General features: G+C 66.0%; 1 protein-coding gene (only partly in view). It reads left to right on the forward strand.

Going from position 1 to position 20,406, the window contains the following annotated elements; all coding sequences use genetic code 11:
* Positions 1-20,406 carry the 5' portion of a non-ribosomal peptide synthetase gene (locus CDV46_RS25560; RefSeq protein ID WP_087725811.1) on the forward strand. The gene runs 7,818 nt beyond the window's last position, so only the first 20,406 of its 28,224 coding nucleotides appear in the window; its start codon is at positions 1-3; the stop codon falls past the right edge of the window.

The raw sequence follows: 20,406 nt of genomic DNA on the forward strand, positions 1-20,406 counted from the left end.
ATGTCCCAGACTCCCAAGCACATGGTCGAGCAGCTGCAATCGCTCGCAATCGAACGCCCTGACGATATCGCGCTGATTTGCGTGCAGACCGGCGGCGAGACGTCGCACAGCTACGCCGAACTCGATCAGCGTGCCAACGCGCTGGCGCAGCGTCTGGGCGGCGGGGCGCGCAAGGGCGAGCGAGCGATTCTGCTGATGGACAGCGGCCTGTCGTATTTCACGGCGTTCTTCGGCTGCCTGTATGCGGGCGTGCTCGCCGTGCCCGCGTTCGCCCCCGGGCGCACTCGCGATGCCTACGCCGAGCGCCTGCGCGTGATGCTTGCCGACGCCGAAGCCCGATGGGTGCTCGTCACGCCGGAACACGCGCAGATCGCTCGCTCGTTGTTAGCTATGTATGGCGAAGCGGCGGAGCTGATCGTCATCGACGACTCGGTCGATCCGGAACTCACCGAGCGCGTCGCCATCGAGCTGGCGCCGCACGACATTGCTTTCCTCCAGTACACGTCCGGCTCGACGTCTGCGCCCAAGGGCGTGATGGTCACGCATGGCAACTTGATCGCCAACGAGGTCGCCATTCAGGAACGCCTGGGTGTCACGGCATCCGACGTATTCGTCAGTTGGCTGCCGCTGCCGCACGACATGGGCATGATTGGCACGATGCTCCAGCCCGTCTACACGGGCATTCCGCTCGTGCTCATGTCGCCGAATCACTTTCTGGAACAGCCGATCCGTTGGCTCGAAGCCATTGCGCGGCACGGTGGCACGATCTCGGGTGGGCCTGACTTTTCCTACCGGTTATTGACCGAGCGCGTGCGCGATGCGCAGATGGAAGGTCTGGATCTGTCGGGATGGCGGGTGGCGTTCTCGGGCTCCGAACCGGTGCGTCACGACACGCTGTGTGCATTCGTCGAGCGGTTCAGCGCGTGGGGTTTCGATGCGGCCGCGGTGTATCCCTGCTACGGACTGGCCGAGGCGACCCTGCTGGTCACGGGCGTGACGCGCGCGGGCGGCATGTCGGCTTTCAGCGTCGATGGCGCGGATGGCGAGTCCAAGCATCTGGTGAGCTGCGGCAACGTTGCGCGCGATCACGAGGTCAGAATCGTCGATCCGTCCAGCGGGCGAGCGCTTGGCGACGGTGAGATCGGTGAGATCCGTTTCAACGGGCCGAGCGTGACGGCAGGCTACTGGCGCAATCCGGCCGCGAGCGCAGCTACGTTTGTCGAAGACGACGGACGTCGCTGGCTGCGCACGGGCGATCTGGGCATGACGCAAGGCGGGCAACTGTACGTGACCGGCCGCGTGAAAGACATGATCATCGTGCGGGGCCAAAACGTGTATCCGCAGGACGTCGAACAGGCGATCGAGGCGGAACTCGACGTGGTTCGTGCAGGCCGCGTCTCGGCGTTCCCCGTGGAAATCGACGGACGTGAAGGGATCGGTCTGGCGGCCGAGGTCTCGCGCCGGACGCAGAAGTTGCTCACACCGGCGCAGATCGTCGACGAACTCGACGCCATCGTCGCCCCGCGCTTCGGCGAAGCCTTGGGTGTCGTGGTATTGCTCAATCCGGGCGGACTGCCGAAAACATCGAGCGGCAAGTTACAACGCTCTGCGGCCGCACGCGGCTGGCGCGAGCGCACGCTTGACGCTTGGGCCGTCTACGCGAACGGTGTGTTCGACGACGCTTATGGCGCCTCGCACAACCATGCCCCGGGGGCTGAACCGCAAGGCGGGCAGAGCCAATCCGGCAACGGCGCTACCGCAGAGATCGCAACAAGACTCGCCGCGATTTGGGCGGAAGTGCTCGGCCGACAGGTTGACCCAGCCAGCGCGCATTTCTTCCGTCTTGGTGGCAACTCGATTCAAGCGGTGCAACTGGCCGCGCGTGTGCAGGCAGCGTTTCATGTGCCGTTCGACGTGCGCGATGTCTTCGAGCAGTCGAAACTGCCCGACGCGGCGGTAACCATCACGCAGCGCCAAGGCGCGTCAGGACAGACCGACGCCGCCGTCGCCGTACCGCCGATTTCCCGCCACGCCGACAGCGACGCGGCGGCACCGCTGACCCACGCACAGCACCGTCTCTGGTTCCTCTGGAACCTCGATCCGTCGGATACCGCGTATCACGTGGGCGGGCGGCTGACGTTTGACGCCAGCCCCGACGTGCCGGCATTGCAGGCGGCGTTGCGCGCTGCCATCACACGGCATTCCGCATTGCGGACGACCTTCGACACGGACGCGCAGGGCGAACCTGTCCAGCGGGTGGCCGGCGCCAGTGTTGCGTCCCGATTTGAACTGACGCATACGACGCTCGAGAGCGGCAACACCCTCAACGACGCCGCTCAGGCATGGATCGACGCGCCTTTCGATCTGCGCAACGGTCCGGTGGTGCGTGCGACGTTGTTTGAGACGCCGGATCGCCGGGCGCATCTTGTCGTCGCGCTTCACCACATCGTGTGCGACGCATGGTCGATGCAGGGTTTTGTCGACGCATTGGCGGATGACTATCGCACCTGCCTGACGGGCGAGTCGCCATTGACGGGGCTCGAAAGTGATCTGAAGTACACCGATTTCGCTGTCTGGCAGCGCGACCTGCGCGACCACGAATCGCGCAAGCGTGAACTGGCTTACTGGTGCGCTCGACTGGGGGACGAACCCGCCGCGACGATCCTTGGCGATCGCACGCGCACCGGCAATGCCGCGCGCCGCGCCGCAACGCACTCGTTCGACCTTCCGCCATCGGTGCTCTCGGGGCTGGCTGCGGCGGCGGCATCGAATGGCGTGACCCCGTCGATGCTGATTCTCGCTGCGCTGGGTCTCGTGCTGCGCCGACACACGGCCAGCGATGACGTGAGAATCGGCATGCCGGTGGCGAACCGGCAACACGGCGGCACGGCCTCGCTCATGGGCTTGTTCGTCAACACGGTGGTCATGAAGCTCGACGTTCAGGCGTCGGGCACGCTATCCGGGCTGATCTCGCAGGTGCGCGAGACGGCGCTGGAGGCACAGCAGCATCAGGACCTGCCGTTCGACGTGCTGCTCGATACGCTGGCACCGCGCCGCAGTCTTGGCCAGACACCGCTGTTTCAGGTGATGTACAACCACGTGCAGCAGGACGAGCGTTCGCTCTCACGCTGGCCGGCGCTAAGCGCGACGCTGCATGGTCTCGATGCCAGCGCCGCGCAGTTCGACCTCACGCTGGACGTGCAGGCATACGGCGATGGCCATCTCCTGCCCAAATTCCGGTACGACGCCGATACGTTTGACGCCTCGACCATCGCCCGGCTCGCCACCCACTTGTGCAGTGCCTTGCAAGCACTGGTACAGCATGCGGACACGACCGTCAGCGCACTGGCCTTGATCGACCGCGACGAGCGCGATCGACTCGTGCAATGGAGCGCCAATGCGCAGGTGTCACCGGGGTTGCCGTTGCATCGACGCATCGAAGCGCATGCCGCCCAAACGCCGGAGGCCGTGGCCCTGACGTTCGAAGACACCGCCATGACCTACGGCGAGTTGAACGCTCTCGCCAACCCGCTTGCCCATGCGCTGATCGCGCGGGGCGTTGGGCTGGAAGCCCGTGTCGGTATTGCGCTGGATCGTTCGCCCGAGATGGTGGTCGCCATTCTGGCGGTGCTCAAGGCCGGTGGCGCCTACGTGCCGTTGGACCCGCAGTATCCCGCCGAACGTTTGAGTTTCCTGATGTCGGACAGCGGCATGACGCTGCTGCTGACCCGCGACGCACTGCGCGGCGAGTTGCCGGTGCCGGACGGCGTCGCCACGTTGTTGCTGGAGGATTTCGCGACCGGGACGAACCGCACGCGGGAGGGCGTTGTTTCCAACCCTGATGTGCCGGTCTCGCCGTCGAATCTGGCGTACATCATCTACACGTCAGGCTCGACCGGAAAACCGAAGGGCGCGCTGGTCACGCATGCCAACGTCGGGCGCCTGCTCGATGCGACGCAGGCGGATTTCGACTTCGGCCCGCAGGACGTATGGACGTTGTTCCACTCGTACGCCTTCGACTTCTCCGTATGGGAAATCTTCGGCGCGTTGTGTTACGGCGGCCGGTTGGTCGTCGTGCCGTACCTCGTGAGCCGCGCCGCCGACGACTTCCTGACGTTGCTCCGCCGCGAACGGGTGACCGTGCTGAACCAGACACCGTCCGCGTTCCGGCAGTTGCTGCAAGTCCCGGCGCTGGCAGAGGCTGACGATCTGGCGCTGCGCTTCGTCGTCTTCGGCGGTGAAGCGCTGGAACCGCAAACGCTGCGGCCGTGGTTCGACCGCTTCGGCGATACGACGCCGCGCATGATCAACATGTACGGCATCACCGAGACGACGGTTCACGTGACGTTCCGTCGGATCACCCGCGACGACCTGAGCGTGACACGCAGCCCGGTCGGGCGAGCCATCGGCGATCTTGGGCTGTACGTGCTCGATGCGCAGGGGGAACTGGCACCGATCGGCGTGCCCGGTGAGCTGCATGTGAACGGGGCGGGTCTTGCTCGCGGGTACTGGCACCGTGCGGCGCTGACCGCACAACGTTTCATTCCGGACGGTTTTTCGGGCGATGGCGGACGGCTCTATCGCACCGGCGACCTTGCACGTTGGCGTGCCGACGGCGAGCTGGACTATCTGGGGCGCATCGACCATCAGGTCAAAATTCGAGGCTTCCGCATCGAGCTGGGCGAGATCGAGGCGCAACTGCTGGCGCTGCCCGGCGTGCACGGCGCGGTCGCGAGCGTGCAGGAGGGGCCGGGTGGCGCGCGTCTGATTGCCCACGTGGCGGGTGATGCCCACGTGCCGACGCTGCGCGCGGCGCTGGGTGCCGTGCTGCCCGACTACATGGTCCCGAAGGCCATCGTGGTCATGCCCGTGTTCCCGCTCACGGCCAACGGCAAGGTGGATCGTCGGGCTTTGCCAGCGCCGGAATTCGGTCGCGGCATCGACGCCGCACCGCGTGCGGGGACAGAAGCTACTTTGGCGCAGGTCTGGCAGAGCGTGCTGGGCGTGCCGTCGGTGGGGCGTCACGACAATTTCTTCGCCATTGGCGGCGACTCGCTGCTGACACTGAAAGTTGTGAATCGGGCAACGCTGGCCGGACTCACGCTGTCACCACGCCATCTGTTTGAACATCAAAGTCTGGCCGATCTGGCGGAAGCCCTCGATAGCGCAGCGGCAGTCACAGACGAGATTGCCGCGCCCGCGTTGCTCCCGCTGGAAAGAACGGCCGGCCTGTCGCTGCCGTTGTCGTACGCGCAGCAGCGGCTGTGGTTCCTGTGGCATCTGCAACCGGAAAGCTCGGCGTATCACATCGCAGGCGGGCTGCGGCTGCACGGTGCGTTCGACGACGCGGCGAAACAAGCGGTGCAAGCCGCGTTCGATACGCTCGTCACACGCCACGAATCGCTGCGTGTCACGTTTGCACAGGGCAAGAGTGACGGTGGCGAGGGTGGTGAGGGGAGTAAGGGCGAGTTGGCCGTGCCAGTCGCCGCACGGCAAATCGTGCACGACACGATGCCAATTACCGTGCGCCATCACGATGTCAGCCACGCCGACGATCCCGAGGCCGACGCCGCGGCGCTGGCCGATGCGTTCGCACGCGAGACGTTCGATCTCTCGCAAGGCCCGCTGTTGCGTGTCGGTATCGTGAAGCTGGGCGAGCAAGCGCACCAGTTGCTGATCTCGATGCACCACATCATCTCGGACGGCTGGTCCGTCGATCGCATGCTCGACGAGTTTGTCGCCTGCTACCGTGCCCATCGGGATCACACGACCGCGACCCTGCCTGTGCTGCCGGTTCAGTACGCCGACTACGCCGTGTGGCAACGCCGCTGGCTCGATGCCGGTGAACGCGAACGTCAACTGGCGTGGTGGCGCGCCGAGTTAGGCGATCAACATCCGGTGCTGGCGCTTCCGGCAGATCGCGAACGCCTCGCGCTCGCCGATTACGCCGCCGCGCGGCACACGTTTGTGCTGCCGTCCGAATTGACCCGCCGCCTGCGAGCCAGCGCCCAACGCCACGACAGCACGCTTTTCGTCGCCTTGCTCACGGCCTATATGGTCATGCTGCATCGGCATGCCGGGGCAAGCAACATTCGCGTCGGGGTGCCCGTCGCGAATCGCGAACGCCCGGAAGTCAACGACGTCCTCGGCTGCTTCGTGAACACGCAAGTCATGCGGGCGCGGGTCGGGCCTGCCCAGTCGCTGGGTGCATTGCTGCAAACGGTTCGCACCCATGTTGCCGGGGCGCAGGCGCATCAGGACTTGCCGTTCGATGTCCTCGTCAACGCCCTGCAACCGGAGCGAAACCTTCGGCACACGCCGATCTTCCAAGTCGTACTGAATCACCGTCAGCCCGACCATCGGGTCTTCGATGCGCTCGACGGCCTCACGGTGTCCCGCATGGATATCGCGGGGCGCAATGCCCAATTCGAACTGACGCTCGACACCGAAGAGGCGGACGACGGCTCGGTGAGCGCCGCGATGACCTACGCGAGCGAGCTCTTCGACGCTACGACCGTGGCTCGTTGGGCCGACCACTTCGTGACCCTCTGTGAGGCATTGGCAGCGGATACGTCTGTCGCCGTGGGTGATGTCGTGCTTCACAACGCAGACGGCAGCGTCATGCCGGTGGCCGCCGATGCGGTTGAGGGAGGTCAGGGCGAAGGCAGCGGCCGCGAGGTTGATGTTGCCGTTCGTTCTACGCAACCCCAAGCCGGGCGAAACGCCTTCGAAGCGCCCGTTTCGCCCGCAGAGCAGGCGGTCGCATCCGCATGGCAAGCCGTGCTGCAAATCGACCGCATTAGCCGCCACGACAACTTTTTCGAGATCGGTGGCGACTCGATCCTGAGTCTGCAAATCGTGTCGGCACTGGCAAGACAGGGCTGGAAGATCACTGCGCGTCAGCTGTTCGAAGCCCAAACGGTGGCAACCCTTGCGGCGTTGGCGCAGCCACTGGACGCGGGATCGCAGCCCGTTGTTAAAGCAAAGTCTCAAGTGCGGACACTGGTTGGGCAGGCCGACGACAACGTCGAAGCGGCCTATCCGGCGACGCCGCTGCAAAGCGGTCTCCTGTTCCATAGCCTGATGCAGTCGGGGCGCGGCGTTTACGTCAATCAGAAGCGTCTGACGTTGCGCGGTTCACTGGATCACGAACGCATGCGTGATGCGTGGACGCGGGTAATGGCACGCCACGCGATCCTGCGAACCCACTTCAGTTGGGCGCACGGTGGCGATGCGATGCAAGTCGTCTCCCGTCATGTCGTGCTGCCTTACACCCGGCATGACTGGTCAGCCGGCCCGCAAGCGACTTACGACGCGCGCCTGCACGCATGGCTTGCAGACGACCTCGCGCAAGGCTTCGATCTCGCCGTTGCCCCGTTGCTGCGAGTGAACTTGTTCGCCCGTCCCGATGGCCTGACCGATCTTGTCTGGACCGACCATCACGTGCTGCTCGACGGCTGGAGTGCCGCGCAACTGCTCGCGGAAGTCCTCGCGGTCTATCGGGGCGAGACGTTGCCCGAGGCTGCTGCGACGCCGCAGTATGGCGATTACGTGCACTGGCTCACGACACAACCGGACCACGCCGGCTATTGGCAAGGCCGCATGCAGGCGCTGGATGAACCGGCGACGCTCGTCGCAAGCCTGCCGTCCGGTCAGACCGGGCACGATGCGACATTGGGTCCGATGCTGCAAGTCGACGACGTGCTCGACAGCGCACTGGACCGACGGCTGCGCGACGCCGCCCGCCAGCACCGCGTCACGCTCAACACGATGATTCAGGCCGCATGGGCGCTGCTGACCTCGCGCTACGGCCATCGGACGCAAGCCGCCTTCGGCGTTACCGTTTCCGGCCGGGAGAATGATCTGCCCGGGATCGACCGCACCCTCGGCCTGTTCATCAACAGCCTGCCGATGTGGGTCGACGTGCCCGCCGCCGCGACGATTTCAGCGTGGCTACAGGACGTGCAGCAGCGCGGCACGGCATTGCGCGCGGTGGAAACCACGCCGCTGCGTCAGGTACAACAATGGACCGGGCGCGCCGCCGAGGCGCTGTTCGACACGCTCGTCGTCTTCGAGAACTACCCGATCGACGCCACCGTGCGCGCCGACGACGCGTCGCTCTCGCTGGCCGCTTTCGCCACCACGGAACAGACGCATTACCCGCTCGTGCTCGCAGTACTGCCCGGTGACACGCTCACGTTGCGCTGGAAAGCGAAAGCCTCGCGCATCGACGCGCACACGCTGGCGCAATTGCAAGCGGATCTGCGCGCGATTCTCGATCAACTGTCGAGCCCATCGGAAGCCGGATCGACAAACGTGGGCACGATAACGCTGGCCGGTCAGGCCCAGCCGTCGTCGCTGACCCGTCATGATTTCGCACCGGTCATGCATCGCATTGCGGCGCAGGCAAAGGCCACGCCGCAACGTCCGGCCATCCATTGCGAAGGGATGCGTTGGTCGTATCGCGAGCTGGACGCCGCCGCCAACCGCATCGCCGTGGCCCTTGCCGCCGCAGGCGTGCGCGCCGACGAACGCGTGGGCCTGTGCGTCGAGCGCTCGCCGTGGATGACCGCTGCGTTGCTCGGCGTGCTGCGGGCAGGCGGCGCATTCGTGCCACTGGACCCGTCGTATCCGTTCGATCGTCTGGCCTTCATGATGGAAGACGCGGGCGTACGCCGTGTACTGACAGACGCCAGCACGGCGCAGACGATGGCCTCGGTACTCGACGGGCATGAGGTGATCGTGGTCGACACGCTGGTCCCGGCCGATAGCGGCGTGGTGTGCCACGACGTTCATCCCGACCAACTGGCTTACGTGATCTATACGTCGGGATCGACCGGACGGCCGAAGGGCGTGGCGATCTCGCATGGCGCCTTCAGTGAGCACATCGACGACTTTCTGAATACCTACGCGATCACGCAGGACGACAAGCAGTTGCAATCGTCCACGATCAACTTCGACGTGGCGTTGCACGAAATGCTGCCGGCGCTGTGCAAGGGTGGACAGATCGAAATGCGCGGACCGCAGGCTTGGGATCTGGCCACGACAAGCCGCCACCTGAGCGAGGAGGGCGTGACCTTCTCGCGCATTCCGACCGCCTATTGGCAACAGTGGTTGCGCAATCCGCCGCCGCGCGAGGCGCTTGCCGCGCTGCGTCAGATCACCGTGGGCGGGGAGGGACTGCCGGGCGATGCGTTACGCCAGTGGCAGGACGGCCCACTGTCGGGCATTCAACTGGACAACCTGTACGGACCGACCGAAACCACGGTCGCCTGCATGTATCGGCGCACCTGCGAGGCCGATACCCAACACGCGATCGTCTCCATCGGCGTGCCGTATCCGTCGCGCCGCGTGTACGTGATGGATGCCCATGGCAACGAGGCACCGGTCGACGCGCTGGGTGAACTCTGCATTGCCGGTCACACGCTGGCGCGCGGCTATCTGGGCCGGGCGTCGTTGACCGCCGAGAAGTTCGTGCCGGACCCGTTTGCGGGCAATGGCGCGCGGATGTACCGCACCGGCGATCTGTGCCGGCGCCGCGCGGATGGCCGGATCGACTTTCTGGGCCGCCTGGACGCTCAGGTCAAGCTGCGCGGTCTGCGCATCGAACTCGGTGAGATCGACGCTGTGCTTCGGCAAGTGCCGGGCGTGCGCGACGCCGTGGTGGCATTGGTGGGCGCAGGTGAGGGGGCGCGGTTGGCCGGTTACGTGGTCGGCGACGTGGCCGACGTGGTGCTGCGCCGCTCGCTCGAACGCAAGTTGCCGGGGCATATGGTGCCGTCGGTGTTCGTCCACCTCGATGCCTTGCCGGTCATGCCGAACGGCAAGACCGACCGTGGTGCATTGCCGCTGCCGCAAGACATGGCGTCGCGCGAGCGGCAAGCGCCCGTCGGCCCCGTGCAAATCGCGCTGCACGACATCTGGCGCGATGTACTCGGGCGCGACGACGTCGGCGTCACCGACAACTTCTTCGAGATCGGTGGCGATTCGATTCTGAGTCTGCGCGTGATCGCGCAGGCGGCACTGGCCGGGCTGAAGCTCACGCCGCGACATCTCTTCGATGCGCCGGATATCGAACGTCTCGCCCTGTTGGCCGAGCCGCTGCATGCGCGACCCGCGCACGTCGAGTCTCGCGAACCGTTGCCGTTGACGCCGATTCAGGCCACGTTCTTCGATCGTCACCCGCACGGCAAGGCGCATTGGAATCAGGCCGTGCTGTTGCAAAGCGAATCGCTGCCAGACGCCGCCGCGCTGCGCCGCGCTCTGGATGCCCTCGTTCAGGCCCACGACGCGCTGCGGCTCCGTTTCGTGCGTACGCCGTCGGGCTGGCAGCAGCAGGTGGTCGCCGTGGATGCGCACAATTTGCTCGAGACGCTCGACCTTCGGGGCGAAGCCGACTGGCGTGCCGCTATCGAACGCGAGGGCACGCGGGTCCACCGGTCTCTCGACATTGGGCAAGGGCCGCTGCTCCGGGCGTTGCTCATGCATACCCCGGATGGCGCCTATTTGCTGATCACGATTCATCACCTCGCCGTAGACGGTGTGTCGTGGCGCGTGCTGCTCGACGAGCTTGAGCGTGGGTATCACGCGGCGCACGAGGGCCGAGCCATCGAGCTTTCCGGCAACACGCCGTGGAGCGTGTGGGTGCAGGCGGCGACCGCCCATGCGGCGTCGGCAGACGTCATCGACGAGTTGCCGTGGTGGCGTAATGCGTTGACCGGCGCGAGCCCGCTGTTCGGCGCCACGTCGAAAGGGCGGCCGCGTCAGACCCGTCACGCATTACTCGGGGCGCAAGCCACGCGCCGACTCGTCGCGCAGACACGCAGCCATTTGGGCCTGCAAATCGACGAAGCGCTGCTGGGCGTGCTCGCGCGCGCATTGGGTGACACCGTCGATTGCACCGACGCGGTAGTCGCCGTTGAAGGACATGGCCGAGAATCACTGGGACGCGAGTCGGGCACAGAACTGGACCTGAGTGGCACGATCGGTTGGTTCACGACCCGATATCCGGTTCGTCTGCCTGCGACCGGCACGCTTGCCGAGCAGCTCATCGCGACGAAAGACGGCCTGCGCGACGTACCGAACAAGGGCCTGCATTGGGGCCTGCTGGCATGGCATGCGCGCGACGACGTCCGCCGTGCCGCAGCCGCGCTGCCCGTGGCACAAGTGGGCTTCAACTATCTCGGCAATCTCGACCAGGCGGTCGCCACCGGCAGCACGTTTGCGCTGTCCACGCTCCCATGCGGCGAGATGGCCGCCCCGGCACCGGCGCCGTTCGCGCTCGATCTCAACGCCCGCATTCAGGACGGCGCGCTGTCGATCACGTGGGACTTCGATCCCGATATCGTCGATGCCACGCAGGTGGAACGCTGCATCGAACGCTTTGATGCCCACTTGCAAGCTGTCATCGAAGCAACCCGGGATCGCACGCGAATCTTCTCGCGCAGCGATTTCCCGCGCGCCGCGCTGAACGCCGAACAATGGCAGCGGCTCGCGTTGGACGCCACCGGGGTCGAGGATGTCTATCCCGCCACGGCGGTACAACAAGGGTTGCTGTATCACGACCTGTCGTTGCCGGGCGAGGGCATGTACATCACGCAGAAGCGTGTGACGCTGATCGGCGACCTGAACGTCGCCGCGCTGCGTCAGGCTTGGGAGCAGGCTGCCGCCCGTCACGCCGCTTTGCGCACTCGCTTTGCGTGGCACCACGGCGGCCCGATCCTGCAAATCGTGCAGTCACACGCGGCATTGCCGTTCACGGTGCATCCGGTCCCGGCAGGCGTCACCGATCTCGGCGTCTATGAGCGCAGTTTCACGCAATGGCTTGCGAGCGATCTGCGTGCCGGTTTCGATGTGGAACGCGCGCCGCTGCTTCGCGTCAACGTCTTCCTGCGCCCGGACAACGCGGCGGATCTGGTGTGGACCGCCCATCACGCCATCACCGACGGATGGAGCAGCGCACTGCTGATGGCCGAAGTCGTCGGCACCTATCGCGCCGTGCGCGACGGTGACGAACGGCAAGCGAGCGCGGCACCGGCCGTGCCTTACAGCCGTTACGTCGACTGGATCGCGCGTCAACCGTCGTCGCGCGACTGGTGGGTAGAACAGGCCGGAGAGGTCGCGAATCGCGGGCAGTTGCTCGCTTATGCGTCGTCCGCATCACCGGAGGCAAGCACGGATGCGCTGACTTTCGAAGACGTCTTGCCCGACGCACTGGGGATCAAGCTGGTCGAAGCCGCGCAACGTCATCAGGTGACCATCAATACCTTGATGCAAGGCGCATGGGCGCTGCTGATCGCGCAGCAGAGCTTCCGTCAGGACGTGACGTTCGGCGTCACGGTCTCCGGGCGTCCGGCCTCGTTGCCCGGTGCGCAGGAAATGCTGGGGTTGTGCATCAATTCGCTGCCGCTGTTCGTGACGGCGAAGCCGTCGCAGGACGTTGGCGTTTGGCTTCGCGCGGTGCAGGCACAGAACGTTTCGCTCCGTGAACACGAGCACACCCCGTTGGCGTCCGTCCAGCAATGGCTCGGTTTGAACGGTACGGCACCGTTCGATAGCCTGATCGTGTTTGAGAACTACCCGGTCGCGGCCGGTTTGCTCGACGGCGACGCCACGCTGCGTGTGGGGCAGGTGCAAGGCTGGGAACGTACCCACTATCCCGTCACGCTGACGGTCGCCACACGCGGTACGCCGACGTTGGGCTGGCGCTTTGACGCCAACCGTTGCTCACGCGATGACGCCGCGCAGTTGCGTCGTCAGTATCTGTGTCTTCTGGAGGCGATGGCGAACACGCCGGCAGTCGGCACCCGAGTAGCGGACTGCCTGACGCCGACGGTCGACGCTGCGGAAACGCTTGCCGCCTTGGGCGTCGCACAGGCCACGGCCTTCGATACCGCAACGGTGCCCGCACGCATCGCGCGTCAGGCGAGCCTGACGCCGGACGCCGAGGCCCTTGTGCTCGACGGCCAGACCTTGACGTTTGCCGATCTCGACACCGCCGCCAATGGCTTGGCACGTCGCCTCGCCAGCATGGGCATTACGCCCGAGGCGCGCGTCGGCGTGGCGATGATCCGCTCCATCGAAATGGTGGTCGCGCTGCTTGCCGTCATGAAGGCGGGTGGCGCCTACGTACCGCTCGACCCGGCGTACCCGGCGGCCCGCATTGCCCACATGATTGAGGACAGCGGCGTATCGGTCGTGCTGTCGCAGGCGGAAGTACCGCTTGCGTTGGCCGGCGGCGTGCGGCGTCTGGACGTCGACGACGCCGTGCTGGCCGTACGTCACCCGCTGCCACCGGAGGTCGCGCTACACGGCGACAACCTCGCGTATGTCATCCACACGTCCGGCTCGACGGGCGTACCGAAGGGCGTGGCGATCTCGCATGGCGCACTCACGCGCCACGTCGACGCGACGATTGCCTATGCGAAGCTGAGCGTCGCAGATCGGGTGCTGCAATTTTCCACCGTCAACTTCGACGGATTCGTCGAACAGCTTTTCCCGAGTCTGTGCGTGGGCGCGACGGTCGTGTTGCGCGGCCCGGATATCTGGTCGAGCGACGAATTTGTTGCACGCGTGCGCCGTCATGGCGTCACGGTGGCGCACTTGCCCACGGCCTACTGGCATGCATTGACGCAAGATCTCGCAGGCAGCACTGAAAGCCTCGCGCCGTTGCGCGAGTTCCACGCCGGTGGCGAGGCCATGTCCGCGCAGGCGCTGCGGCGCACACGTGAAAGCGCGGCGCTGGCCCCCGTCACGCTCATCAACACGTATGGTCCGACCGAGGCCACGATTACGGCCACGGTCTTCGATGCCGATGAGATCGGCGCCGCTGCGCTGCCGGCGCTGTCGGCCTTCGTACCGATCGGGCGGGCCTTGCCGGGACGCAGCTTATATGTCGTGTCGCCCGATCTGTCGCTGGTGCCGCACGGTGCGCCGGGCGAACTGCTGATCGGCGGCGAACTGCTCGCCCGCGGCTATCTGAACCGTCCGGGGCTCAGCGCCGAGCGGTTCGTACCGGATGGGTTCGGGGGCACGGGTGGGCGTCTGTACCGCACGGGCGATCTGGTGCGCTGGCGTGACGACGGCTCGCTCGACTACCTCGGCCGCATCGATCACCAGATCAAACTGCGCGGCTACCGGATCGAACCCGGTGAAATCGAGGCGGCATTGACGGCACAGGCTGGCGTGCGCGAAGCCGCCGTCGTGGTTCGTACGGAAGGGGCACGAGCCCGTCTGATCGCCTACGTTGGCCGTGATACCGCGCAGCCGGTCGACGGTGCACAACTTCGCGAGGCATTGGCGAACCGGCTGCCCGAGTACATGGTCCCCGAAACGGTCGTGGTGCTCGATGCATTGCCGCTCACCCCGGGTGGCAAGGTAGATCGCGTCGCGCTGCCGGACCCCGGCTCGGCCTCAGCGGCATTCGAAGCGCCGCAAGGCGAGGCCGAACGCGTGTTGGCCGAGCTGTGGCAGACCGTGCTGACCTTGCCGCAAGTGGGACGTCACGACAACTTTTTCGCCCTCGGAGGCGATTCGATCCTGAGCCTTCAAGTCGTCGCGCGTGCCCGTCAGGCGGGGCTGACGGTGTCGCCGAAGCAATTGTTCACCGCGCCGACGCTCGCCGCACTCGCTGCCGTTGCCACGCAGGCCGGGACGGCCGGTGCGGTGCGTGCGCCGACCGACGACACGCCCGGTGACGTGCCGCTGCTGCCGATTCAGCAGGCGTTCTTCGCCACGGGCATGCGTAACGTCAACCACTGGCATCAGGCGTTGCTGCTGACACCTGCCGAGCCGCTCGACGTCGAAGCGCTGCGGCAGTCTTTCGTGAGTGTCGTTGCGCATCATGCGGCCCTGCGGATGAGATTCGTGCCGGATACGGCTGCGGCAGGCGGATGGCGTCAGTCGTTCACCCCCTTCAACCGCGAATCCGCCGAAGGCATGCTGTGGACGCGGGTTGCGGCAAATACCCATGACGTCGAAGTCATTGGGAATGAGGCGCATGTCAGCATTCATCTGACCGACGGCCCGGTGCTGCGTGCGGTACTGATCGCCATGCCGGACGCCAGCCAGCGTCTCCTGCTCACGGCACACCATCTGGTGGTCGACGGCGTGTCGTGGCGCATTCTGCTGGGCGATCTACGCATAGCGTATGACGCGTGGCGCGCAGGACGGGCGCCTGCGCTCGCCGCAACGGGCACTAGCTATCGCACGTGGGCGGAGCACCTTGTTGCTGGTGCGTCGCGCAGCGCACAGCGTGACGAGCTGCCGTACTGGTCGGGCATTCGCGGCGCGACGCACCTGCCTGTTGTCGATGCTGACGCACCGTCGCTGGCCGGTGATCTGACGCGTGTCGAGCGTCGTTTCAATCGCGACATTACGCAACAGCTTCTGCAAGACACCGGTGTCGCCTATCGCACGCAAACCGGCGAGCTGCTGCTCGTCGCCGTCGCCCGCGCATTGCAGGCGTGGGCCGATGCCCCGGACTACGTTTTGGCGCTGGAAGGCCATGGCCGCGAACCGTGGAGCGACGACGTCGATCTGTCGCGCACCGTGGGTTGGCACACCAGCCTTTATCCGTTTGCGGTGCAGGCGCAGGGCGATCTCCGGGACGCCATCCTTCGTACCAAATCGGCCCTGCGTGCCGTGCCGCAACGCGGTCTTGGCTTCGGCGTCATGCGCTGGCTCGGTGACGACGCGACCCGGGAAGCGCTTGCCGCTGTGCCTGTACCGGCGGTCGTCTTCAACTACCTCGGGCGCTTTGACGGTGCGTTGGGGCAAGACTGGCAACCGGCCGGGGAAGCCCTCGGACAGACCGTCGCCAGCGACACGCGGCTCACACATGACCTCAGCATCGATGCCAAGGTCGTGGGGGGAGAACTGAACGTGGCGCTGTCGTTCAGCGCCCGTCGTCTCAAGCCGCAGGACGTGGAGGCGTTGGCCGCCGCGATCGACACCGAGTTGTCCGCCATCCTCGCGCATTGCCTCGACGAGACTGCCGCTGGCGTGACGTCAGGCGACTTCCCGCTGGCGGCGTTGGACGATGCAGCCCTCGCGACGTTGCCACTGGCATGGCGCGACGTCGACGATCTTTATCCGCTGGCGCCGATGCAGGCAGGGTTGTTGTTCCACGCCATGGTCGACGGGCAGGGCGGTGCGTATCTGAACCAGATGCGCGTCGATATCGACGGGCTCGACCCGGTACGTTTCGAAGCGGCGTGGCAGACGGTGTGCGCACGTCATCCGATGCTGCGCACCGGCTTTGTCACGACGGGCAGCAAGTTGCTGCAATGGGTGGCCCGCCAAGCCCCGGTGCCGTTCCTGCATCTGGACTGGCGGGAGCAGAATGCGGCGCCGTCTGACGCGATAGCTGCGCTCGACGCCCTTGCATTGGCACAACGCGAGACACCGTTTGATCTGGCGGTGCCGCCGCTGCAACGCGTTGCGCTCGTTCGAACGGGGGTGTCGAAATATCACCTGATCTGGACTTGTCACCATCTGCTGCTCGATGGCTGGAGTACGTCTCGCCTGATCGGCGAGGTCATGCGGCACTATCACGGCGAGCCGGGCAGTGCGATCAATGCGACCCCGACGGCGACGTTCCGCGACTATGTCGAATGGCTCGTGGCACAAAGCGCCAGTACCTCGGGTAGCGCAACGGCGTTCTGGCGGGAGACGCTGGGCGTGCTGGACGAACCGACACGTCTCGCGCCTCGCGAGTTGCCGGTTGCCGCCGCCCGTGACGACTTTGCGACGGAAATCACTGAACTCGATGCCGCCACGGTCAGCCAACTGAATCGCTTCGCCGCGCGTGAGCGCGTCACCGTCAACACCCTCGCACAAGGGGCTTGGGCGCTGATGCTGCATCAAGCCACCGGCCATGCGCACGTGGCATTCGGCACGACGGTCGCCGGTCGTCCGGCATCGCTGCCGGGTGCCGATACCATCGTCGGTCTGTTCATCAACACCGTGCCGGTGGTCAGCCACCGCCCGGAACGCGATACGGCAGGCGACTGGCTGCGTGACTTGCAGTCGCGCCGGGCACAGGCGGGCGATTTCGAGCACACGCCGTTGCACGACATTCAACGCGCTGCCCCGGTGACGGGCGCGCTGTTCGACACGCTCTTCGTCTTCGAGAACTTCCCGGTGGACGGCGCACTGGCCCAAGCCGCGTCGCATGGCTTGACGCTTTCGGGCGCCAGCACTGACGAGTCCACCCATTTCCCGCTGGCCGTTACGGTCGTGCCGGGCGAGCAATGGCGCATTCGCTGGAGCTACCGGACGCAGGCGTTCTCGCCTGCCGAAGTCTCGGCGCTGTCATCGCGCTTCGCCGAGACGCTCCGTGCGTTGTCGGGCGACGGCTCACTTGCCGCCGCCGATGCGTTACGGATGACGTCGGACGCCGCCCTGCGCGTCGCCACATTGGGCGCGCCACGGCCGCTGCCTACGCATGACGCACGATGCCTGCACGAGCGGATTGCCGCGCAGGCGTTGCAATCACCGAACGCAACGGCCTTGCGCGACGGCGACACGATCGTCACTTACGGTGAACTCGACGCGCAGGCGAATCGGCTGGCACATCGCTTGCTGGCACGCGGTATCGGTCACGAAGCACGCGTCGGTATCGGCATGACGCGTTCGCCGCAGATGATCGTGGCGATGCTTGCCACCCTCAAGGCGGGCGCCGCCTATGTGCCGGTCGATCCGGCGTATCCGGCGGAGCGGTTGTCGTACCTGATGGCCGATTCGGGCATGCGCTGTTTGCTGACGCGTTCAGTGGATCGCGATTTGCTGCCGGTGCCGGAAGGGCTGGCAGTCGTCGATGTCGCGGACGAAACATCCCTCGGCGGCGAATGGCCGTCCGACGCGCCTGCGGTTGCGGTCGATCCGCGTCAGCTCGCGTATGTGATTTACACCTCGGGCTCGACGGGCAAGCCGAAGGGCGCCCAACTTACGCACGCCAACGTCATGCGGCTGCTCGATCAGACGCAGGCACGCTTCGGGTTCGGCGAGCGTGACGTCTGGACGCTGTTCCATTCGTTCGCCTTCGACTTCTCGGTGTGGGAAATCTTCGGTGCGCTTTGCTACGGCGGCACGCTGGTCATCGTGCCGCATGCCGTGTCGCGTGCCCCCGCCGAATTCGCCGCCCTGTTGCGCGACGAAGGCGTGACGGTGCTGAACCAGACGCCGTCGGCGTTTCGCCAGTTGTTGCAGATGCCGTCGATGTACGAACCCGGGCTTCATCTGCGCACGATCATCTTCGGCGGCGAAGCGTTGGAAGTCCGCGCGCTCGCGCCGTGGTTCGCTCACTACGGCGGCCATGGTCCGGCGCTGGTCAATATGTATGGCATCACCGAAACCACCGTCCATGTCACCGCCCGCGAGCTGACGCCGCAGGACGTAGATGCCGAACGCAGCCCGGTGGGGCGCCCGATCGGCGATCTCGGTCTGTACGTGCTTGACGCTTGGGGCGAACTCGCGCCCGTGAACGTGCCCGGTGAACTCCACGTGAGCGGAGCCGGGCTGGCGCGCGGCTATCTGGGACGTGCCGGACTCACGGCGGAGCGGTTTGTACCGAACCTGTTTGCCAATGATGGCGGCCGTCTGTACCGGACCGGCGACTTGGCCAGTTGGACCGACACGGGCGAACTCGTCTACCTCGGCCGCATCGATCAGCAGGTCAAGATTCGCGGGTATCGCATCGAACTCGGCGAGATCGAGGTGCAGCTGCTCAAGGTGCCTGGTATCACGAACGCGGCGGTCATTGCGACCGGCGGCGGGGCCGATGCACGCCTGCTCGCCTATGTCTGCGGTGCCGATACGCTCAACGCCGCTTCAGTACGGGCCGCGCTATCGCAACATCTGCCCGACTACATGGTGCCCGCCAGTGTGAGCGTGCTGGCCGCGTTGCCGTTGACCGCCAATGGCAAGCTCGATCGTGCCGCACTGCCTGCACCCGAGGCGCAGCACGTCGCCGGTCCGGCACCGGAAGGCGAGACGCAGCTTGCGCTGGCGGCCATCTGGTCCGATTTGCTCGGTGTGGCTGAGGTCAGCCGCGACGACAACTTCTTCGACCTCGGTGGCGACTCGATTCTGGTGCTCAAGGTGGCTGCCCGCGCCGCACAGGCCGGAATTGCGCTCACCGCCCGGCAATGTTTCGAAGCACCGACGCTGGCCGCACTCGCTGCCGCGGCTGACGTCGCCCTCGATCTGCCGGTCGACGAGGCCGCCGCTTCGCCGATTGTTCGCCTGACGGATCGCACGCAACTGCCGCTCTCGCACGCGCAGCAGCGTCTTTGGTTCCTGTGGCAATTGCAGCCGCAAAGTACGGCGTATCACGTTGGCGGGGCTTTGCTCATGCGCGGCGCCTTCGATGCCGCCGCGGCGCGCGACGCGTTCGGCTGGCTCGTGCAGCGACACGAAGCGCTGCGCACGACGTTTGCCATGTCCGAGCGCGGTGAGGCGACACAGGTCGTGCACGACGCGCTGCCTTGCGCGTTCGAGCACCGCTCAGGGGACGAAGCCAGCGCCCGCGCGTTCGCCGCCACATGGATGGCTGCGCCGTTCGATCTCGTGAACGGGCCGCTGCTTCGCGTCGGTGTCGTGAGCATGGCGGACGACGCGCACGTGCTTGTCGTGGGCATGCACCACATCGTGTCCGACGGCTGGTCGATGGACATCTTGCTGAGTGAATTTGTCGACGCCTATCGTGCCGCGTTGGCGGGCGATGCTCCCAAGGCACCGGACCGGGCACCGCTGCCCGTGCAGTACGCCGACTATGCCGTCTGGCAGCGCGAATGGCTCGACGCCGGCGCGCGCGATGCCCAACTGACGTGGTGGCGCGACGCGCTGGACGGCGCGCCGGGCAACGTGCAACCGGTGCTGGATCTGCCGACGGACCGTGCCCGCCAGTCGCTCGGCGACTATCACGCAGCGCGCGTGACGGTTGAACTTCCGACGAGCGTGGCGTCCGGCGTCCGTACGTTGGCGCGTCGCTTCGGCACCACGCCTTATGTCGTGTTGCTCGCGGCGTTCCACGCCTTGCTTCATCGGCATACGGGGCAGGACGACATTCGTGTCGGCGTACCCGTCGCCAATCGCGAGCGCGCCGAAGTTGCCGGTGTTATCGGACTGTTCGTCAACACACAGGTACTGCGCGCACAAGTGGATTCGCGTGTGACAGCGGCCGCGCTGATCGGGCAGGTCGATGAACGGGCCCGACAGGCGCGTCTTCATCAGGACCTGCCGTTCGATGCGCTGGTCGATGCCCTTCAGCCGGAGCGCAGCCTGTCGCATACGCCGCTGTTCCAAGTGATGTTCAACCATGAACGCGATGACCAACGGGCGCTGGCGCAATTGCCCGGCGTTCGCGTGGAGCCGTTCTCGCTCGGTATGGGCGAAGCGCAGTTC

Source organism: Pandoraea sp. PE-S2T-3 (genome assembly GCF_002179965.1).
Classification (GTDB): domain Bacteria; phylum Pseudomonadota; class Gammaproteobacteria; order Burkholderiales; family Burkholderiaceae; genus Pandoraea.